Below are 18573 nucleotides of genomic sequence, written 5' to 3'. Positions count from 1 at the left end.
CCCCTCTCCTGTCACTCGCTCTCAAAGCGGCTGCAAATATACAACCGAATTCCACTTCCGCAAGCTTCCTCTAAAAATAATTTAAGCTTTTTTTGACATTTTTGAAACTCCGGGAAATAAGGTGCTGAAAATGACATTTTTGAGAAGTTCAACCCTTTCAGGGTTCCAAACCCTGAAAGGGTTAATTTGAAACATTTCCTCAACCGCTGTCAGGGCCTGGAGCCGCTGACAGGGTTATAGTCTCGAAGGAATACATTTAGTATAGTAGACCTAAGACTTCCTGTCACTTTTTTTGGGAGAAGACCACTTATTAGTCAGTTCCAAAAAATTATAATCAAGCGCAGATGGTTGTTTTTCCAGTTGTTTACTTTGAAATGCCCTTTGAAGTATATCTTCTATCAGATAATCTTCCTGATTTTTTGCAGGGTTAAACTCCTCCTTTAAAGAGATATCGAACATACTGGCTGTTGTATTATACCAAAACGCCCGCCAGCCACTCTTCAATTCTCTTACCAGTTCAAAAGTGGTCACTCCTGTTTGACGATGAATCAACTTCACCAGGATCTGGCCTTCTGTACGGGTGAGCTTTTTTAATTCGGCTGAAAACTCATTTTCAATATAATCCTGGACAATCTTCGTATACCGCTTCCTGTCACGTTTGGATTTTATCTGGTCAAGTCTGCTGTTCAACTCCACTAATCTGTCTGATGCCAGCTTTGCATAGGGATAAACCTTTATGGTCTTTCTTCGTAAGATCAGATATTTTCTGCGCTCCAGTTCACTGTCGAACTTCAATCTGCCTAATACCAGCACCTCGTCAAGATCTATATGCTGTCGCGCGACAGTATCTCCCTCTATAATATAGTATTCATAAACAATAGTGTCTTCAACAGGAGATCTTTCCTGCGCAATAACGGGAATCGACACAAATATGAATAAAATTAAAAGTACCCTCTTCAATGTGATGTTTTTTTCTTTACTGCGCTAAAATCATTCCAAATTTACATTATAGGAAATTGTCAGCTCTTTAATTCTTATTAAATTCGTGCAAAAGTTTAATTACATGAGCCAGGAAAAAATCCTCACCGACAAATCAATAAATTTCTTAGAAAAATATTTAAACAACGCGGCCCCCACCGGTTATGAATGGGAGGGACAAAAGCTATGGATGAACTACATGAAGCCGTATGTAGATGAATTCATCACCGATACTTACGGTACTGCTGTAGGCGTGATTAATCCCAAAGCAAAATATAAGGTAGTAATAGAAGGGCATGCCGATGAGATCTCGTGGTACGTGAATTATATCACAGACGACGGACTCATTTATGTGATCCGTAACGGTGGAAGCGACCACCAGATAGCTGCTTCAAAACGGGTAAATATCCATACCCGAAACGGGATCGTAAAAGGTGTTTTTGGATGGCCCGCTATCCATACCCGTGACAAGGAAAAAGAACAAGCTCCCAAGCTTGATAATATCTCTATAGATGTAGGTTGTTCTTCAAGAGAAGAAGTAGAAGCCCTGGGAGTGCATGTAGGTTGCGTGATCACCTATCCAGATGAATTTTTTATTCTGAATAACGACAAATTCGTAAGCCGCGCCCTTGACAACCGGATTGGTGGTTTTATGATCGCCGAAGTAGCCCGCCTGCTGAAGGAAAATAAGAAAAAATTACCTTTCGGATTGTACATTACCAATTCCGTACAGGAAGAAATCGGCCTTAGGGGAGCAGAAATGATCACTCACCGCATTAAGCCTAATGTTGCCATTGTTACAGATGTTACCCATGACACCACTACCCCAATGATCGAGAAGAAGACCAACGGGTACGCTAAAATTGGTAAAGGTCCGGTGATCACGTATGCACCTGCCGTGCAAAATAAGCTTCGCAACCTGTTGATCGACACCGCCGAAGACAAAAAGATCCCGTTCCAACGTGCTGCCTCTTCCAGAATGACAGGAACAGATACAGACGCTTTTGCATACAGTAATGGCGGAGTGGCTTCAGCATTGATCTCCCTTCCCCTGCGCTATATGCATACCACAGTAGAAATGGTACACCGGGATGATGTTGAGAATGTGATAAGACTTATTTATGAAAGCATTCTTCAGCTTAAAGATGGAGATACTTTCAGCTATTTTGAATAGCATCCAAATATGACATTTTTGAGCCTCCTTAATAAGGGAGGCTTTTTTTTGTGAGTTAACTTTCACATTTCTTTAGAACCAGATGCGATTCCCGTAGGTTATATTTAGAAAAAAAATTATGGTGCTCACTTCTGAAGAAGTTACTTCCCTCCTATCCAATCCCGATCTGGCTGCAGAAAAAGCCAATCTTCAGTATGTTTCCGAAGAGGACCTCTGTATTATTCGCAGGAAAAGAGGAAAAGGTTTTCAATATCTTAAAGAAGGAGAACCGGTAAATGGTGAGGCGCTACAGCGCATTAAAAAACTCGTTATTCCCCCGGCCTGGGAGAAAGTGAAGATCTGTCCCTATGATAACGGACACCTCCAGGTAGTAGGAATGGACGCCAAGAACCGGAAACAATATATGTACCATCCCGATTGGACAAAACTGCGAAATCTTACGAAGTTCTATAAAATGACCGCCTTTGGTAAAGTTTTACCTAAAATAAGAGCCCAGGTTGATGAGGATCTTGATAAACGAGGAATGCCGCAGGAAAAAGTTTTGGCTCTGGTCATTCGTTTGATGGAAGAAACGCACATACGTATAGGAAATGAAGCTTATGCAAAAGAAAACAAATCCTACGGTCTTTCAACCCTTAGAAGCCGGCATGTCCAGATTTCCAGGGGAGAGTTAATGATAAATTTCGTCGGAAAAAGAGGAATTGAACACAGTGTTTCTGTGCGCGATAGGAAATTGATCAAACTTGTAAATAAATGTGAGGAAATTCCCGGATGGGAGGTGTTTAAGTATTATGATGATGAAGGTAAAAAACGTGGCATTGACAGCGGAATGGTCAATAGTTATATTCAGAATATTAGTGGCCAATTGTTCTCGGCCAAGGATTTTAGAACCTGGAGTGCTACCAAGATCTTTTTTGAAAAATTAAAGGAAACAGGATTTGTTCCGGAAGAGAAGCAAAATAAAAAAAACATCCTGGAGGCTTATGATACTGCTGCCGAAGCTCTCAATAATACAAGAAGTGTTTGCCGCAGTTACTACGTGCATCCGCATGTGGTTCAATTATATGAAACCGGCGGAATTGTTCCGTATTTTAAAAAAGTAGACAGAAAACGTACCTCAAAACCCAACCTGTCTCAGACTGAGGAAGTACTATTGGAACTACTTAAGGATTTTGAGATCGAGTTGGAAGAAAAGAAATCAGAAAAATGATACTACTCTTCCTCAAGAAATTTCATAAGCCCCGCCAGATCTTCTATATCTTTTATTTTGTTTTTTGAAAGATAATTTTTCGCCTCTGCTGAAGTAAAAAATTTCTTCACGTCCTTATGCTTAAGTTTTATTTCGTGAACATCCTTCTCCTTATCCCGGATATACAGGGAAGAAGTCTTTTTCATTCGGGCAGGTTTATCGTCTGAGTAGCCGGAGTCTGTTCTTACCGCCCGGGTCACCCTTATTTCAGGTTTTTCAAGAAGCTGGAAACGATCTCCTTCATAATGAACTATAAAAAATCCCCAGATCTTTCTGTCGTCATAGTAGAATTGATCTGATATCATCTTTAGCCCATCGAGTTCGTATGTCGCTTTTTCCCGATCGCTGACTTTAAATATCTCTTCCGAAGAAGGATCAGGTCTAACTTCTATGGTTTCATTATAGACATTGTACCTTAAAAGTACAGGCAAAGGAGCCTTATCCTCAAAGAAAATTTTGCCGCTGGTAAAATTCTCGTTCAGATAAGGAGATCCTGTTGCTTTAAAAATATCCGGATTGTCTTTGCCTATTAATTCATATCGGCCATCATCGGTAAAGATCTGGGCGTTCAATTCTGCAAAACCAAGTATGCTGATAAGTGCTAAAAATATTTTTTTCATGCTGTCAAAGCCATCTACCGGGCTTATTAGATGTTAGAACGTTGCTCCTCAAAAGACCTTAGAAGTTTTACTACATCTTCAACGGTCTCAATTTTATGATTTAAAAAATAATCATTGAGGAAGGAAGAAGCCGGGAGTGCTTTTCGAATCTGCTTTTCTTCCAGCTTTATTTCTTTGAAAGGCCCTTCTCCTATTGATAAAAGATAAACGGATTTCACGCTCATATTTGCAGGCTTATAACGATCATATCCTGTACGTGGTAAAACTTCAGGTTGTAAAATCGCAATGGGTTTTGCTAAAAATTTTGCCTCTTCCCCATTGAAATGGCTTATTACAAAACCGCTTATCTCCTTTCCATCCTCTATTTTAAAAGTTTTCCAGATATAGTCATAAGCAGGAGTTCTGTAAGAAATAGTCTTAATAGTCGGAAGTAAACGTGCCTCATTTTCTTCCCTGTTCAGTTTATATTCTACCTGATCCTTTAGAGCGTTGTACCTTAAGAAAACATTCAGCTGCTCTTCCTTTCCCTCTACTACAATAACACCCGGAATAAAATCTTCCTCAAAATAAAAGGATCCGGTATAGTCAGCCGGAACCGGAAGCCCGGGACGGTAGGCTTTGCCATATTCTTCTAAGGGACTCACAGGAAATTCTCCACCCCAGGAATCAATTACAGACTGTGCGTTTGCAGAAAAAATGAAAAGAAATGAAAAGATTGGGAGTAATACTGTTTTCATAATGGGAAGTTTTAAAAATTAACGGTTGTTTTGCAACATCAACAACTATGCCTTAAAATCAGCCATAATTTCATCAACAATTTCTGGATTTAGAAGCGTAGAAGTGTCTCCCAGATTTTCTGTGTCTTTTGAAGCGATCTTCCGAAGAATTCTTCTCATGATCTTTCCGCTGCGCGTCTTAGGTAATCCGCTCACGAACTGGATCTTTTCGGGTTTAGCGATGGGACCAACTGTATTGGCTACTATTTCCCTGATCTCCTTTATAAGCTCTTCTGAAGGTTCGATGTCATTGTACAAAATAACGTATGCGTAGAGGGCATTCCCCTTAACCTCATGAGGATAGCCTACCACAGCACTTTCTACAACAGCTTCATGTTCATCAATAGCATTTTCAATAGCCGCAGTTCCCAGGTTATGTCCCGAAACGATCACTATATCATCTACCCTACCCGTGATCCTGTAATTCCCGGAAGCATCTCTATAGGCCCCGTCACCGGTAAAATATTTACCCTTAAAAGTTGAAAAATAAACCTCTTTATACCTGTCGTGATCACCATAGATGGTCCTTGCAATAGAAGGCCAGGGAAATTTAATAGCAAGTCTTCCTTCGACAGGTTCATTGGTATGTGGAATTTCCTCTCCCTGCTCATCCATGAGCACCGGTTGGACTCCCGGTAGCGGCAAAGTTGCAAAAGTGGGTCGTGTAGGTGTTATCCCGGCAAGAGGTGAGATCATGATCCCCCCAGTTTCCGTTTGCCACCAGGTATCAACAACAGGGCAATTTCCTTTTCCGATGTTGTCGTTATACCAGTGCCAGGCTTCTTCATTAATAGGCTCCCCTACGCTTCCCAGAACTTTGAGCGAAGAGAGGTCATGCCTCTCTACGAACTTCAGGGGTTGTTTGGCCAGGGAGCGAATCGCTGTAGGCGCCGTATAGAAGTGGGTCACTTTAAGTTTTTCACAGATCTCCCAGAATCTGCCATAATCCGGATAGCTGGGAACTCCTTCAAACATGACTGTAGTTGCTCCCGATGCCAGCGGACCATATATAATATAAGAATGGCCGGTGATCCAGCCAATATCTGCCGTACACCAGTACACGTCATCCTTTTCCAGCTGAAAAACATTCTGAAAAGTATAGGTTGTTCCTACCATATATCCACCTACGGTGTGGACCATACCTTTGGGCTTTCCGGTGGAGCCGGAGGTATAGAGAATAAAAAGCATGTCTTCGGCATCCATTTCTTCAGCAGGACAATCTTTTTCAGCTTTTTGAAGCTCATCAAACCAGAACTTGTCCCGGCCATCTTTCATGGCAGTAGGCTCTACAGTCCTGCGGTAAACGATCACAGATTCTATAGAAGGTGTCTCCTCCAGTGCTTTGTCACAGATCTCTTTCAAATTCACCTTTTTGGCACCCCTGTAAACTTCATTGGCGGTGATGAGCATCTTACATTCCGAATCATTGATGCGGCGGGCAATGGCCGCACTGGAAAATCCGGCGAAGACGATGGAATGTACCGCACCTATCCGCGCACATGCCAGCATTGCGATGGCAAGCTCAGGGATCATGGGCATATAAAGACAAACCCTGTCTCCTTTTTTGATGCCATTGTTCTTTAAGACATTCGCAAATCGGGAAACCTTCACGAACAACTGCCGGTATGAAATATACCGGGATTCCTCATCGGGATCATTAGGTTCCCAGATGATCGCAGTTTTATTCCCCAGTTTTTCCAGGTGCCGGTCCAGGCAATTTTCTGTGATATTAAGTTTTCCTCCCTGGAACCACTTTACTTCGGGCTTTTCAAAATCCCACTCCAGGGTTTTATCCCATTTTTTTTGCCAGGTGAAGGTGTCGGCGATCCCTTCCCAAAAAGCTTCAGGATCTTTTGTGCTCTTTTTATAAGCTTTTTTATAATCTGCGAAGGTGCGTAGCTGTAGATTTTCCATATTCTAAAATTAGGAAAAGCCTTTTCAAAAACAAATAATTTAATTTAACTGATTTTCAAAAGGATACTTAAAAATGACATTTTAGAGAAGCATTTTTCCGAAGCAATAAAATGGACAAGGCTTCTATTTATTTTTTCTGAAATATGTATCTTTAAGAAAGCAGAGACTTAAACCTGAGTATAAACTATGGAATTTATCGACTACTATAAGGTTTTGGAACTGGACAAGAACGCTACTAAAAGCGACATCAAGAAGGCTTACCGAAAACTGGCCAGAAAATATCATCCCGATCTTAATCCAAATGATACTGCAGCCCAGAAAAAATTTCAGCAGATCAATGAAGCACACGAGGTCCTCATAGATCCCGAGAAGCGGAAAAAATACGACCAGTATGGAAAGGACTGGCAGCATGCTGAAGAATTTGAAAAGCAAAGAGCCCAACAGCAACAATATCAGCGGCAGTATTCCGGCGGCGGATTTGGAGGCAGGACTGGCGGCTTTGGAGGCGCGGAAGGCTTTAGCGGCGGCGGATTTGAAAGTGGGGATTTTTCAGAATTCTTTGAATCCATGTTTGGAGGTGCCGCCGGTGGCAGGCAAAGAACCACACGGTTTCGCGGACAGGACTACAATGCAGAGCTGCATTTAAATCTTACAGATGTCTACAAAACACAAAAACATACTATAACCGTAGACGGTAAAAATATCAGACTCACCATTCCTGCAGGTGTGGAAGACGGGCAAACGATCAAGATCAAAGGCTACGGTGGGGAAGGCGTGAACGGCGGACCGGCAGGTGACCTTTTTATCACTTTTGCTATTAAGAATAATACACAGTTCAAGCGCGAAGCCGAAAATCTTTATAAGGATGTAGATCTCGACATATTTACTGCCATGCTCGGAGGAGATCTCACCGTGGAGACTTTTAATGGGAAAGTAAAACTCAGCGTAAAACCCGAAACCCAGAACGATACAACTGTAAAGTTAAAAGGAAAAGGATTTCCTGTCTACAAAAAAGAAGGACAGTTTGGAGATCTTTATATTACCTACAAAATAAAGACTCCAACGAATTTAACCGCCCGGGAAAAAGAGCTGATTCAGGAATTAAAAAAATTGAGAAGCAATGGATGATCAGTATATTTCAATAATAGAATTCTGTAAATGTCATCATGTAGACTACTCATTCATCAATTCCCTAAATGAACACGGTCTTATTCAAATTGTTGTCATTGAAGATGATGAATATATTGAGCAGGAAAGGATAAGGGACCTGGAAAGAATGATGCGTCTGCACTACGAACTGGAAATAAATATGCAGGGAATTGATGCAATAAATCATTTACTGGACCGGGTATCACAGCTTCAGGATGAAGTTAGAATGCTTCATAACCGGCTGAGGAGATTTGAAGATTAGTTTGTATCGTTTACTAATAACCAGGACCGCTACCCTACTAGAGCCAGGATTTATTTTTTTTTATAATATTCAAATCCGCTATTTTGACCCTGAAAGGGTCCATTATTTATAGATCCGAAATAACCCGAGAATACGACCCCGTCGGGGTCAAATATTTCCAAACATCAAATTTTCTATAAATATTTAATCCCTTCGGGATAACAGGGTAAGATTTATTAAAAACCAAGATCAGAATTTGACAAGAATAGCCTTTTATTCAAGGACATTTTCCTTTGATCATCAAAGAATCACAGACCTGTAAAATTTTGACACCCTTGTAGGTCTTATCCTATCATGTTCAGGAAAAACCTTACGAGGTTTGATCCTTTCTCTTTTTGAACCTGCATTCTGGAACTGAAAAATTTCTTCAGAAGAATATAGTAAGACATGACTGTTTCGACGCTGAAAGGGTTTCATATTAATAGGCTATACCCATTTTATAAGTACGATCCCATCGGGGTCGAATATTTCCGCTATATGGATTCTGTAATTATGTGATCCCTTAGCGATCTAAGAGGTGATACGTATAAATTTTTCATCCAGTCCCCACAGGAACCAGCAGATAAACAGATTAGAATATTCTGAAAACCGTGAATTTAAATGTCTTAATAGCTGTCAAAATTTTTGTCTTTAAAAGAGAAAATAAAAAAAATAAAAAAAGGGAGCCGAAACTCCCTTTAGTTTTTAGGCGCGTACCTATTAAAATCCCTGAAGTGTTAGAGAAAGATAGTACTGCTGTCCAATATAACCTGTACCATATGCAGTATAATATTCATCACCTCCAATATTAGTTGCCCCGGCCTTTATTAGGGAATTAATAGCCGGTACGGCATAATTCACCTGTGCATCCACAACCGAATAGGCAGGAACTTTTCCATTGGCAAAACTTGCCTCCCAATTAAAAGCATCACTCCATCTATAGTTTACCAGGAATCCAAAGTTGTCAAACAGGTCGGTATTCCCAAAGGAAACCTTTACCTTATGTTCCGGAGTGTTGAAATTTGTTTGAAAATCTGGTGCGCTGGATTGGTCAAAATCTTCTTTAGCATAAGTATAGTTGGCGCCAAAGTCAAAGTCATTAAAGATCTTGGTATTAAGACCTATCGAAGTACCATAGGATTTCACGTCTGCCGGAGAATTAGTATACGTTTGAAAAACCCTGAAATCACCCTGCTGCAGTGCTAGTAAGGATAGTTGGTTATCCCCTACCTGCCCATAGAAAGGTACGATTACGGTTTCTGTTGAAATGAAATCCTTATAAGTATTATAATAGGCATTTAGATCCAGAATAACCCTGCCAAGCTTTCCGCGGTAACCAACTTCATAGGCTGTTACCTGTTCGGGTTTTACCAGCTCGTTCTCTGCCGCTGCCGGGGCACCTGCCTGGACAGATGATACAGAGAATGCATTTTCATAAGCGTTTCTTCCTGAAATCCGGGCTGTAGGACTTCCGGTTACGGCAGCTCCTGTGGTGCTAAGATTGAATGTTCTTACGTACCTGTCCAGATTCTCTTCTGCTGAACCAACCAGAATTGCTCTTCCCACGTCAAGGCCTATAAAAAGATCCTGAGTAGTAGGATATCTGAAACCTGTTTGCACTGATGCCCTGAAGTTATGTTGTCTCATTTCACCCGCAGTATAACCTACGGATAGTCTGGGAGAAAAATTACCTTCAAATAGTTCGGAATCATCGTATCGAATGGAACCGGTTAATTTCAGGCGATCATCAATGAATTTTTTCTGAACCTGGGTATATATCCCATATTCTTTATAGCTGATCGGCTCATCGTAGTCAGTAAAAATAGTTCCCTCGGAATTCAAACGGTATTCCCTGAACGATCCCCCCACCTGGATCTCAGCAATATCTGAAGTAAGATGGGTAAGATTGTAATTCGCATCTACATGCCGAAGTTGAGAGGCATCCCGAAACTGGGAGCCGGTTAACAGATCTGAGTCTGAAGTTACTTCGTCAAAAGCCTGTTGAAATTCGGCTGTACCGGGTTCAAACCTTCCCGCTTCTGCAAACTGCCTTGCAAACATGTGGGCCTGATCTTCGGGGGCACCCTGGCTTCTCGCCTGTACAAAAGCACCGGCGTACTGCCCAAACCACTGCTGATCTGATTTCCACCTTCTGTTGACGTTGATCCCGGTAAACCTGATATCATAGGAATCGCCTGCATCCTCATCGGTAATATAGCCTCTCACGAAGAAGTTGTTGTTTTGAACTTCCAGTTTATGCTGCTGCAGGAAAAAGTCCTTTATTGCATACCGGTTTCCTCCCTGGTAGATGGTACTCCCAAAGCCTGCTTTTCCGAGGTAGCTGATTTCGAAATCATCGGCAAAAGGACGAAAATGAAGGGCAGCATCAAATTTTACACTTTTTGCCTCATAATCGGTAAGATCTTCCTCTGCATAACCTGTTCGGCTTACAGACTCATTAGGTAATAAGGCAACGGCAGCTTCAGGAATAAGTCCGCCAGCGGCCAGTGCCTGCCCCACTACTCTAATGTTGGTGCTTACTTCATCTCCATAAATGTTAAGTCCATCATAGTTATGATGGGCTCTGGTACGCCCGGGATTTAGGACATCTTCTTCATTCACCGCATGCCAGTCAGTCCCTTCCAGATAGGAGAAATTTACCTTTGCAGCCCACTTATCAGAAAATTTATGCGCCAGTCTCACGCCAAAATCATAGAATGGATTTGTGCCTGCAGCATCCTGAGAGGTGAATCCCTGCTTATAATATGCACTTACTCCCGGAAATTCAAACGGATTTTTACTGGTCATAAAAAGGATTCCGTTGAAAGCATTGGCTCCGTAAAGCGCTGAAGAAGCCCCCGGTAAGAGTTCAACGCTGTAGACATCAAGTTCGGTCATTCCCAGAAGGTTCCCCAGAACAAAATTGAGAGCCGGAGAAGAATTGTCCATTCCGTCTACCAGCTGGACAAATCTCGTGTTGTTAAAGGTGGCGAAACCTCTTGTGTTAACAGACTGGAAGGTAAGACTGTTGGTATTTACGTCTACGCCTTTAAGATTTTCGAGTCCTCCATAAAAGGAAGCAGAAGGTGTATTCTGAATTTCCTTCAAACCAAAATGCTCAATGGTAACGGGAGATTCAAAGATCCGCTCCGGCGTACGCGAGGCAGAGACTACAATCTCGTCCAGAGAAGTTCCTTCATTTAAAATAATTTCCAGATCAGTAGTATTATTTCTGGTCACCTGCACTCTTTTTTCTTCGTATCCCATACTGGAAACCGCGAGGGTAAAAGGTGGATCTTGAGTAACTGTAAGAGAAAATCTTCCGTCAAGGTCTGTGGCCGTACCCTGGGTAGTTCCAAAAACAACAATATTCACGCCCGGAATGGGGGAATTTTTTCCGTCAACTACCTTCCCGGAAACTGTGGTCTGGGAGAAAGAGCTAAGGCAGCAAAAAATGAAAAATAATGAAAATAGTGCTTTCATATTTATGAATTAATAAGTTTAGGTACAGTGAATATAGCATAAATATTGATTGTTAACATTTTTTAACATAGATCCGTTAATTTTTTTTCCATTCCTTTATTTTATTGGTGCCAGCTGCCCCTATTTGATCTTTTTCTTTTAGATTTACTGAAATACAACCACAACCATTTATTATGAAAACGCTTATTTCATTCTTTTTCGGCAGTTTTTTAATTCTTTTTACAGCCACCTGTGGTACTGTTACTGAGGAAGACAGATCTGCTTCGGCTGTTATAAATGAAAAATCTATGGAAATTACCGGAACCATTCAGAAACAGGGAATCACCTCCTATCAGTACGGCACCCATACCATAACCACTGCCAACGATGAATTTTATGCACTTAAAAGTGAAACTGTAGATCTGGATGATTATTTAGATGAAGAAGTCACCATTGTAGCCGAAAAGATCGAAGGCTATCCACTCAGCGGCGGACCGGTGTATTTGTTGGTGCATGAGGTTAAATAAGTGGTCAGTGATCAGTGGTCAGTGTCAGTAATTCCTCCGCTGAACAGCGGGATTACCGCGGAATATAGATGTAGAAGATTTTATGCGGACTGGAAAAAAGCCCCGGAGGGGGGAAATATGGGTAGCCCGGTGTTTTAACACCGGGATCAAAAAATGCCCCTGCCACAAAGAGCCCCGGAGGGGCGACACATCTGCGATTGCAATTACATAGTTAATTTTGGTCATATGATAGTGGTCTGTGGTCAGTGATCAGGAAAAAGTAGGCAGTGCGCAGTGCTTAGTAGGCAGTTGCGGGTTGAGAGCTCAAAATTAACCTGCAAGGTCTTTTTTTGACCTTGTAGGTTTTTATAGTTATGATCAGGTATCCCAAACTAATATTTCGACCAAAATTTTCGTCGGAAACGTCCCCTGCTTCGGAGACCCGCCGGCCGGCCAGCAGGGGTGACTGCAAGGCGGGGTGGGCAGTTGGGAAAAAATAGAATCAAGAGCCAGGAAATTAGAGGCAAACTTTTGATCTGAAAAGTAGGCAGTAGGCAGTGTAAAGTAGGCAGTTGTGGGTTCCGGGTTGCGAGGTGAGGGTTGCTGGTTGCGGGTTCTTAAGAGTTCAGTTATATCTGCGCAGATCGGCGAGATCTGCAGGAAACCTTTGATGTCAGAATTCGATGTCTCGCTGAGGCAGCGACGGCTGAAGAATTTATTAGCACCTCAGACCCATCTCTTCCAAAAATTCTTTGTTCAAACCCGGCTTCGACCATATTTTCCCGTCCTCCCGGACGTGAAAACAGCTCAGCCTGATAATTAGTTAAGGTCGCGCAGAAAAGATAAAGTTTGAGGAATCCTGTTACTGGAATATCTCACTACTCAATACTAACTACTCAATACCAACTACTCAATACTAACTACTCAATACTAACTACTCAATACTAACTACTCAATACTACCTCCCAAGAAACTCCAAAACATTCCGCTGGATCCTTTCCTCAATATTGGTAATATCAGCTTTAATAAAAGTTTCTCCTGTGATCTGTTCGTAGAGTTCTATATAACGTTCGGAAACTGAATTGATGTACTCATCTGTCATTTCCGGAATTTGCTGGCCTTCCTTTCCCTGGAATCCGTTTTGGATCAACCACTGTCTCACAAACTCCTTGGAAAGCTGCTTCTGCGGTTCTCCCGATGCCAATCTGTCCAGGTAACCTTCCGCATAAAAATAGCGGGAAGAATCGGGCGTGTGTATTTCGTCTATGAGAACTATTTCCCCTTCCGCAGTTTTTCCGAATTCATATTTGGTATCGACCAGGATGAGTCCGTTTTTCTTTGCCAGTTCGCTGCCGCGGAGGAACAGCTGTCGGGTGTACAGTTCCAGGGTGTTATAATCTTCTTCAGAAACAATTCCTTTTTTCAGGATCTCTTCTCTGGAGATATCCATGTCGTGTTCGCCCGATTCTGCTTTGGTAGTCGGAGTAATGATTGGGGCGGCAAAAGCTTCATTTTCCTTCATGCCTTCGGGCAGGTGTACTCCGCAAAGGCTGCGTTTTCCACCGGCATATTCCCGGGCTGCGTGTCCCACGAGATAGCCGCGAATGACCATCTCCACCTTGAAAGGTTCGCACCTCTGCCCTATTGCCACATTAGGATCGGGAGTTGCTTCCAGCCAGTTAGGCACCAGATCTTCTGTGGCTTTCATCATTTTAGTTGCGAGCTGATTCAGGATCTGGCCTTTATAGGGAATTCCCCTAGGCATCACCACGTCAAATGCTGAAAGTCTGTCTGTCACTATCATCAGCAGCCGGTCGTCTTCAAGGGTATATACATCGCGGACTTTTCCTTTATAAACAGATTTCTGGCCGGGAAATTCAAAATTGGTACTGGTAATCGTATTCATGGAAATGTTTATCTAAAGTAAAAGACCCCACGGCAGTGAGGTCCCAAAAATGTTATTTTTATTCAGCGTTTTCTATGCGTTTATAAGCGGCGATGATCTTCTTAACCAGCTTATGGCGGATTACATCTTTGTCATCCAGATGAATTATTCCAACCCCGTCAACGTCCTGCAAAACGAGGATAGCTTCCTTGAGTCCCGAAATTACCCTTTTTGGAAGGTCGATCTGTCCGGGATCACCCGTCACCATGAATTTTGCACTCTTCCCCATCCGGGTAAGGAACATCTTCATTTGTGCATGAGTGGTATTCTGCGCCTCATCAAGGATCACAAAAGCATGATCAAGGGTTCTACCGCGCATAAATGCAAGAGGAGCGATCTGTATCACTCCTTTCTCGATATAACTTTCCAGCTTTTCGTGAGGGATCATATCCCGCAGCGCATCATATAAGGGCTGCATGTAAGGATCCAGTTTTTCTTTAAGGTCCCCGGGTAAAAATCCTAGGTTCTCCCCTGCTTCCACGGCCGGCCTGGTAAGAATGATCCTTTTTACCTGTTTCTCTTTTAAGGCTTTTACCGCAAGAGCAACCCCGGTATAGGTTTTTCCGGTACCGGCGGGACCAATAGCAAAGACCATATCATTCTTGCGCATCAGCTCCACGAGGCGGCGCTGGTTAGCGGTCTGTGCCTTGATCATCCTGCCGCTTACCCCATGCACAAGCACCTCACCACTTTCGTTTGAGGTGTCGTACTCTTCTTTGCTCTGGCTGGTAAGCACTCGCTCAATTGCATTCTCATCCAGCCGATTGAACTTACCGTAGTGGTCGATCAACATATTGAACCTTTTATCGAATTCTTCCAGCATTTCCTCGTCTCCGTAGATGCGAAGTTTATTGCCTCTTGCCACAATTTTAAGCTTCGGAAAGTACCTTTTCAGCAGCTCAATATGTGAATTCTGTTCTCCAAAAAAATCCCTCGGACTTATTTCGGAAAGTTCAATGATAAGTTCGTTCAAAAGCGCCTGGATTAAATTTAAAAATTGAGTTTATTATAATTAGATTTGCAATACAAACTTAAATAAATAAAGGTTTAAGTTAGGAAAAATATTATTAGAAATTGCCCATGGCCATCATTACGTTAACAACAGATTTTGGGGAAAAAGATCATTTTGCAGGGGCAGTTAAAGGAGCAATTTACACCGAATTACCTACGGCAAAAATCGTAGATATCTCCCACTCCATTGCTCCCTTCCATATTACAGAAGCATCCTACATCATAAAAAACGCCTATAAGAGTTTTCCGGAAGGAAGTATACATATCATAGGTGTGGATTCTGAACTTACTCCGGAAAATAAACATATCGCCTTAAAACTCGACGGACATTATTTCATCTGTGCCAACAACGGAATTCTTTCGCTGATCGCTTCGGAATTTGTTCCTGAAAAGATCGTGGAAATTAATATTCACGACAAGGTGCAAAGCAATTTTCCCGTACTGGATGTATTCGTGAAGGTAGCAGGACATCTCTCCCGCGGCGGCACTCTGGAAGTAATTGGAAAAAGTATTCCGGAAATAAGGCAGATCAAGGAAATGGAGCCGATTATAAATGCAGAAAAGAACCAGATCAAAGGCAGTGTGATCTATATTGACAACTATGGTAATGTGGTCACCAATATTTCAAAAAAATTATTTGATAAGGTGGGTAAAGGCCGAAGCTTTAATATGAGAGCGAGAACAGCTTCCTTTAATGAGATCTATAGCACCTATAGCGAAGCCATTAATTTTGATGCCGAAATGATTAGTCGGGAAGATGGAAAGAAACTGGCTATCTTCAATTCCGGCGGATATATTGAACTGGCAATTTATAAGAGTAATCCGAGTACGGTAGGCAGCGCCTCCACCCTCTTCGGACTCGAATACAGGGATACGGTGACGGTGAATTTTGAATAGATAGTATTGAGTAGTGAGTATTGAGTAGTGAGATTGTTCAGAGTTATGAGTTTGGACCGTTGTCAGTTGTCGGTTGTGAGTTGTCAGTTGTGAGTTGTCAGTTGTGAGTTGTCGGTTGTGAGTTGTCGGTTGTGAGTTGTCGGTTGTGAGTTGTCGGTTGTGAGTTGTCGGTTGTCAGTTGCTATTGGATAATTGGGGATTGGTGAATGGAGATTGGGGATTGGTGATTGGTGATTAGTGATTGGTGAATTGGTGATTGGTGATTGGTGATTGGTGAATTGGTGATTGGTGATTGGTTAATTAAATTGTTTCAATAAATGTGGTGCCTGGGATTTTTGGATAATGAACATTATAATGAATTTTCTGTCCACTCTCCTCTGTCCTCTGTCCACTTTTTGGAATTTGGAGATTGGTGAATTGGAGATTGGGGATTGGGGATTAGTGATTGGACCTCTGTTCTCTGTCCACTTTATAGAATTGGTGAATTGGTGAATTGGTGATTGGTGAATTGGTGATTGGTGAATTGGTGATTGGTGAATTGGTGATTAGTGATTGGTGAATTGGTGAATTGGTGATTGGTGATTGGTGATTGGTGATTGGTGATTGGTGAATTGGTGATTGGTGAAATGGAGATTGGGGATTGGTGATTGGTGATTAGGGATTGGAATTTGGAATTTGGAATTTATTTATATGTTGATACGAATAGTAAAAATGACTTTTGAACCTTCAGAAACTGAAGCTTTTCAGGAGTTGTTTCAAAGAAATAAAGAAAAGATAAGAGGTTTTGAGGGTTGTGAGTTCCTGGAGCTTTACAATGATAAGAACAATAAAAATATATTTTTTACGTACAGTTACTGGCAGGATGAGGAGGCGCTGGAAAATTACCGCACTTCTTCCCTTTTTAAAGAGGTATGGAGCGAGACGAAGCAAATGTTTGCTGGTAAACCTGAAGCCTGGAGTGTGGATAAGGTCTGGAGCAGCGCTTAGCGCTGGTTCAAAGTGTAAAGTTCAAGGTTCAAGGTTAGGAGAATTCAAAATAAAAAATTCAGAATTCAAAATTTTGAGATAAGTGATTGGTGACTGGTGATTGGTAATTTTTGAATTAAATTGTTTCAATAAATGTGTTGCACGGGATTTTTGGATAATGAACATTATAATGAATTTTCTGTCCACTCTCCTCTGTCCTCCGTCCACTTTTTGGAATTTGGAATTTGGAATTTGGTGCTTTTGAAGTTTGTCATTCCGACCGAGCAATTTCATTCGGAGAATGAGGTTGCGACGAGGAATCTTTTTTGTGGTTGTGAGTTAGGAGCTGTTTAATTGGGGATTAGTGATTGGTGATTGGTGATTGGTGAATTGGTGATTGGTGATTGGTGATTGGTGATTGGTGATTGGTGATTGGTTAATTAAATTGTTTCAATAAATGTGGTGCCTGGGATTTTTGGATAATGAACATTATAATGAATTTTCTGTCCTCTGTCCTCTGTCCTCTGTCCACTTTTTGGAATTTGGAATTTGGTGCTTTTGAAATTTGTCATTCCGACAGAGCAATTTCATTCGGAGAATGAGGTTGCGACGAGGAATCTTTTTGGTGGTTGTGAGTTAGGAGCTGGTTAATTGGGGATTGGTGATTGGTGATTGGTGATTGGTGATTGGTGATTGGTGATTGGTGAGTTAAAATTTTGTATTTGCTTCTGAGTAAGCCATTATACAATATTCAATATACATTATACAATGACAGAGGGAGCCGGAAAAATGTATGGATTGGAATTTGGAATTTGGCCCACCTCCGCTAGAAGCTTCGGCGGGTAAAAATTGGAATTTACGTGTAAGTAAGCCATATACAATAATCAATATTAAATAATCAATATTCAATTTTGATCGCAGTTTTAAAGAAAGAAATTAATTCATTTTTTGCCTCGCCTATAGGCTATCTGGTGATCGGGTTGTTCCTGGTGATCAACGGCTTGTTCCTTTGGGTCTTTAAGGGAGAATACAACATCCTGGACAGCGGCTTTGCAAGCCTGGAACCTTTTTTCATGCTGGCGCCATGGATCTTTCTTTTTCTGATTCCCGCCATTACCATGAAAAGCTTTTCTGAAGAAATAAGGCAGGGAACGCTGGAGCTGTTGCTTACCAAACCTCTTACCACCATTCAGCTGGTGTTAGGAAAATACTTTGGAGCGCTGCTCCTTGTCGTGCTCGCATTAATTCCGACGCTACTTTATGTGGTAGCCATATGGAATTTAGGAAATCCTGAAGGTAATCTGGACGGCGGAGTGATCATCGGCTCCTATTTCGGACTCCTGTTCCTGGGAGCCTGCTATACCGCAATTGGAATTTTTGCTTCCATACTTTCTCCCAACCAGATCGTCTCTTTTATCCTGGCTATCTTCCTTTGCTTCATCGCATATTTCGCCTTTGAAGCCCTTGCCATATTGAACCTGTTTAGCAGCGGCGCATTCGGAATAGAAGAGCTGGGAATTCACGCTCATTACGAAAGCATCAGCCGGGGCGTGATCGATACCCGCGATATCATCTACTTCCTCAGCTTTATTACTTTTTTCCTGGCGCTTACCAATCTAAGTCTCATCAATAAAAAGTTAATTTAG

The 18573-nt window shown here is 41.8% G+C and carries 15 protein-coding genes; 8 read left to right on the top strand and 7 right to left on the bottom strand.

The annotated features are described in order from the left end of the window. Positions 1-270: 270 nt before the first annotated feature. Positions 271-960, bottom strand: a complete 690-nt coding sequence (locus G564_RS18740) for a DUF4294 domain-containing protein (protein ID WP_037373605.1) — start codon at positions 958-960, stop codon at positions 271-273. 103 nt (positions 961-1063) lie between these two features. Between G564_RS18740 and G564_RS0106730 the strand changes: the two genes are divergently transcribed. Both G564_RS0106730 and G564_RS0106725 read left to right on the top strand, forming a co-directional pair. Further along, a complete protein-coding gene (locus tag G564_RS0106730; RefSeq protein WP_029036988.1) occupies positions 1064-2152 on the top strand; it encodes a M42 family metallopeptidase in 1089 nt (362 codons plus the stop codon). A 118-nt stretch (positions 2153-2270) separates the two neighbouring features. After that, positions 2271-3362 (top strand): DNA topoisomerase IB, encoded by a 1092-nt coding sequence (locus G564_RS0106725; RefSeq protein ID WP_029036987.1) that lies wholly within the window; start codon positions 2271-2273, stop codon positions 3360-3362. A 2-nt stretch (positions 3363-3364) separates the two neighbouring features. On the opposite strand, the gene G564_RS0106720 is transcribed toward G564_RS0106725, so the two are convergent. From G564_RS0106720 to acs, 3 genes are read right to left on the bottom strand one after another with little or no spacing between them, the layout of a single operon-like run. Next, positions 3365-4021 carry a hypothetical protein gene (locus G564_RS0106720; protein ID WP_029036986.1) on the bottom strand — a complete coding sequence of 219 codons (657 nt, stop codon included), beginning with the start codon at positions 4019-4021 and terminating at the stop codon, positions 3365-3367. A gap of 26 nt (positions 4022-4047) precedes the next feature. Beyond that, positions 4048-4758 carry a hypothetical protein gene (locus G564_RS0106715; RefSeq protein ID WP_029036985.1) on the bottom strand — a complete coding sequence of 237 codons (711 nt, stop codon included), beginning with the start codon at positions 4756-4758 and terminating at the stop codon, positions 4048-4050. Between the two features lie 45 nt (positions 4759-4803). Then, positions 4804-6711, bottom strand: coding sequence for an acetate--CoA ligase (gene acs, locus G564_RS0106710; RefSeq protein WP_029036984.1), 1908 nt, complete (start codon positions 6709-6711; stop codon positions 4804-4806). Positions 6712-6897: 186 nt separating this feature from the next. Here acs and G564_RS0106705 point away from each other — a divergent pair, with 186 nt between their 5' ends. Further along, a complete protein-coding gene (locus G564_RS0106705; RefSeq protein WP_029036983.1) occupies positions 6898-7839 on the top strand; it encodes a DnaJ C-terminal domain-containing protein in 942 nt (313 codons plus the stop codon). Continuing rightward, a complete protein-coding gene (locus G564_RS0106700) occupies positions 7832-8122 on the top strand; it encodes a chaperone modulator CbpM (protein ID WP_029036982.1) in 291 nt (96 codons plus the stop codon). The genes G564_RS0106705 and G564_RS0106700 overlap by 8 nt, the downstream gene beginning before the upstream one ends. A 738-nt stretch (positions 8123-8860) precedes the next feature. Here the strand turns inward: G564_RS0106700 and G564_RS0106690 are convergent. Continuing rightward, positions 8861-11623 carry a TonB-dependent receptor gene (locus tag G564_RS0106690; protein ID WP_029036981.1) on the bottom strand — a complete coding sequence of 921 codons (2763 nt, stop codon included), beginning with the start codon at positions 11621-11623 and terminating at the stop codon, positions 8861-8863. A 173-nt stretch (positions 11624-11796) separates the two neighbouring features. Here G564_RS0106690 and G564_RS0106685 point away from each other — a divergent pair, with 173 nt between their 5' ends. Further along, entirely contained in the window at positions 11797-12129 is a 333-nt protein-coding gene (locus tag G564_RS0106685) for a hypothetical protein (RefSeq protein WP_029036980.1), read from the top strand. A gap of 937 nt (positions 12130-13066) precedes the next feature. Here the strand turns inward: G564_RS0106685 and G564_RS0106675 are convergent. Beyond that, entirely contained in the window at positions 13067-14014 is a 948-nt protein-coding gene (locus G564_RS0106675) for a phosphoribosylaminoimidazolesuccinocarboxamide synthase (protein ID WP_029036978.1), read from the bottom strand. A gap of 58 nt (positions 14015-14072) precedes the next feature. Beyond that, positions 14073-15026: a PhoH family protein gene (locus G564_RS0106670; protein ID WP_029036977.1), complete on the bottom strand. Its 954-nt coding sequence runs from the start codon at positions 15024-15026 to the stop codon at positions 14073-14075. 107 nt (positions 15027-15133) lie between these two features. On the opposite strand from G564_RS0106670, the gene G564_RS0106665 reads away from it, so the two are divergent. From G564_RS0106665 to gldF, 3 genes are all read left to right on the top strand, one after another. Next, the gene (locus tag G564_RS0106665) at positions 15134-15961 is read left to right on the top strand and encodes an SAM hydrolase/SAM-dependent halogenase family protein (protein WP_029036976.1); all 828 of its coding nucleotides are present in this window, start codon (positions 15134-15136) and stop codon (positions 15959-15961) included. 690 nt (positions 15962-16651) lie between these two features. Then, a complete protein-coding gene (locus G564_RS0106655; RefSeq protein ID WP_029036975.1) occupies positions 16652-16948 on the top strand; it encodes a putative quinol monooxygenase in 297 nt (98 codons plus the stop codon). Positions 16949-17838: 890 nt separating this feature from the next. After that, complete coding sequence (gene gldF, locus G564_RS0106640; protein ID WP_029036973.1) at positions 17839-18573, top strand: gliding motility-associated ABC transporter permease subunit GldF; 735 nt, start codon at positions 17839-17841, stop codon at positions 18571-18573.

Source organism: Salinimicrobium xinjiangense DSM 19287, from assembly GCF_000423585.1.
Taxonomy (GTDB): Bacteria; Bacteroidota; Bacteroidia; order Flavobacteriales; family Flavobacteriaceae; genus Salinimicrobium; species Salinimicrobium xinjiangense.
The sequence above is the reverse complement of the archived record's forward strand: the minus strand, read 5'-3'. Positions and strand labels throughout refer to the sequence as shown.

Excerpts from the sequence above, each read along its gene's own strand:
- G564_RS0106730 (WP_029036988.1), top strand. The coding sequence starts at position 1,064 with ATGAGCCAGGAAAAAATCCTCACCGACAAATCAATAAATTTCTTAGAA.
- G564_RS0106725 (WP_029036987.1), top strand. The coding sequence starts at position 2,271 with ATGGTGCTCACTTCTGAAGAAGTTACTTCCCTCCTATCCAATCCCGAT.
- G564_RS0106720 (WP_029036986.1), bottom strand. The coding sequence starts at position 4,021 with ATGAAAAAAATATTTTTAGCACTTATCAGCATACTTGGTTTTGCAGAA.
- G564_RS0106715 (WP_029036985.1), bottom strand. The coding sequence starts at position 4,758 with ATGAAAACAGTATTACTCCCAATCTTTTCATTTCTTTTCATTTTTTCT.
- acs (WP_029036984.1), bottom strand. The coding sequence starts at position 6,711 with ATGGAAAATCTACAGCTACGCACCTTCGCAGATTATAAAAAAGCTTAT.
- G564_RS0106705 (WP_029036983.1), top strand. The coding sequence starts at position 6,898 with ATGGAATTTATCGACTACTATAAGGTTTTGGAACTGGACAAGAACGCT.
- G564_RS0106700 (WP_029036982.1), top strand. The coding sequence starts at position 7,832 with ATGGATGATCAGTATATTTCAATAATAGAATTCTGTAAATGTCATCAT.
- G564_RS0106690 (WP_029036981.1), bottom strand. The coding sequence starts at position 11,623 with ATGAAAGCACTATTTTCATTATTTTTCATTTTTTGCTGCCTTAGCTCT.
- G564_RS0106685 (WP_029036980.1), top strand. The coding sequence starts at position 11,797 with ATGAAAACGCTTATTTCATTCTTTTTCGGCAGTTTTTTAATTCTTTTT.
- G564_RS0106675 (WP_029036978.1), bottom strand. The coding sequence starts at position 14,014 with ATGAATACGATTACCAGTACCAATTTTGAATTTCCCGGCCAGAAATCT.
- G564_RS0106665 (WP_029036976.1), top strand. The coding sequence starts at position 15,134 with ATGGCCATCATTACGTTAACAACAGATTTTGGGGAAAAAGATCATTTT.
- G564_RS0106655 (WP_029036975.1), top strand. The coding sequence starts at position 16,652 with ATGTTGATACGAATAGTAAAAATGACTTTTGAACCTTCAGAAACTGAA.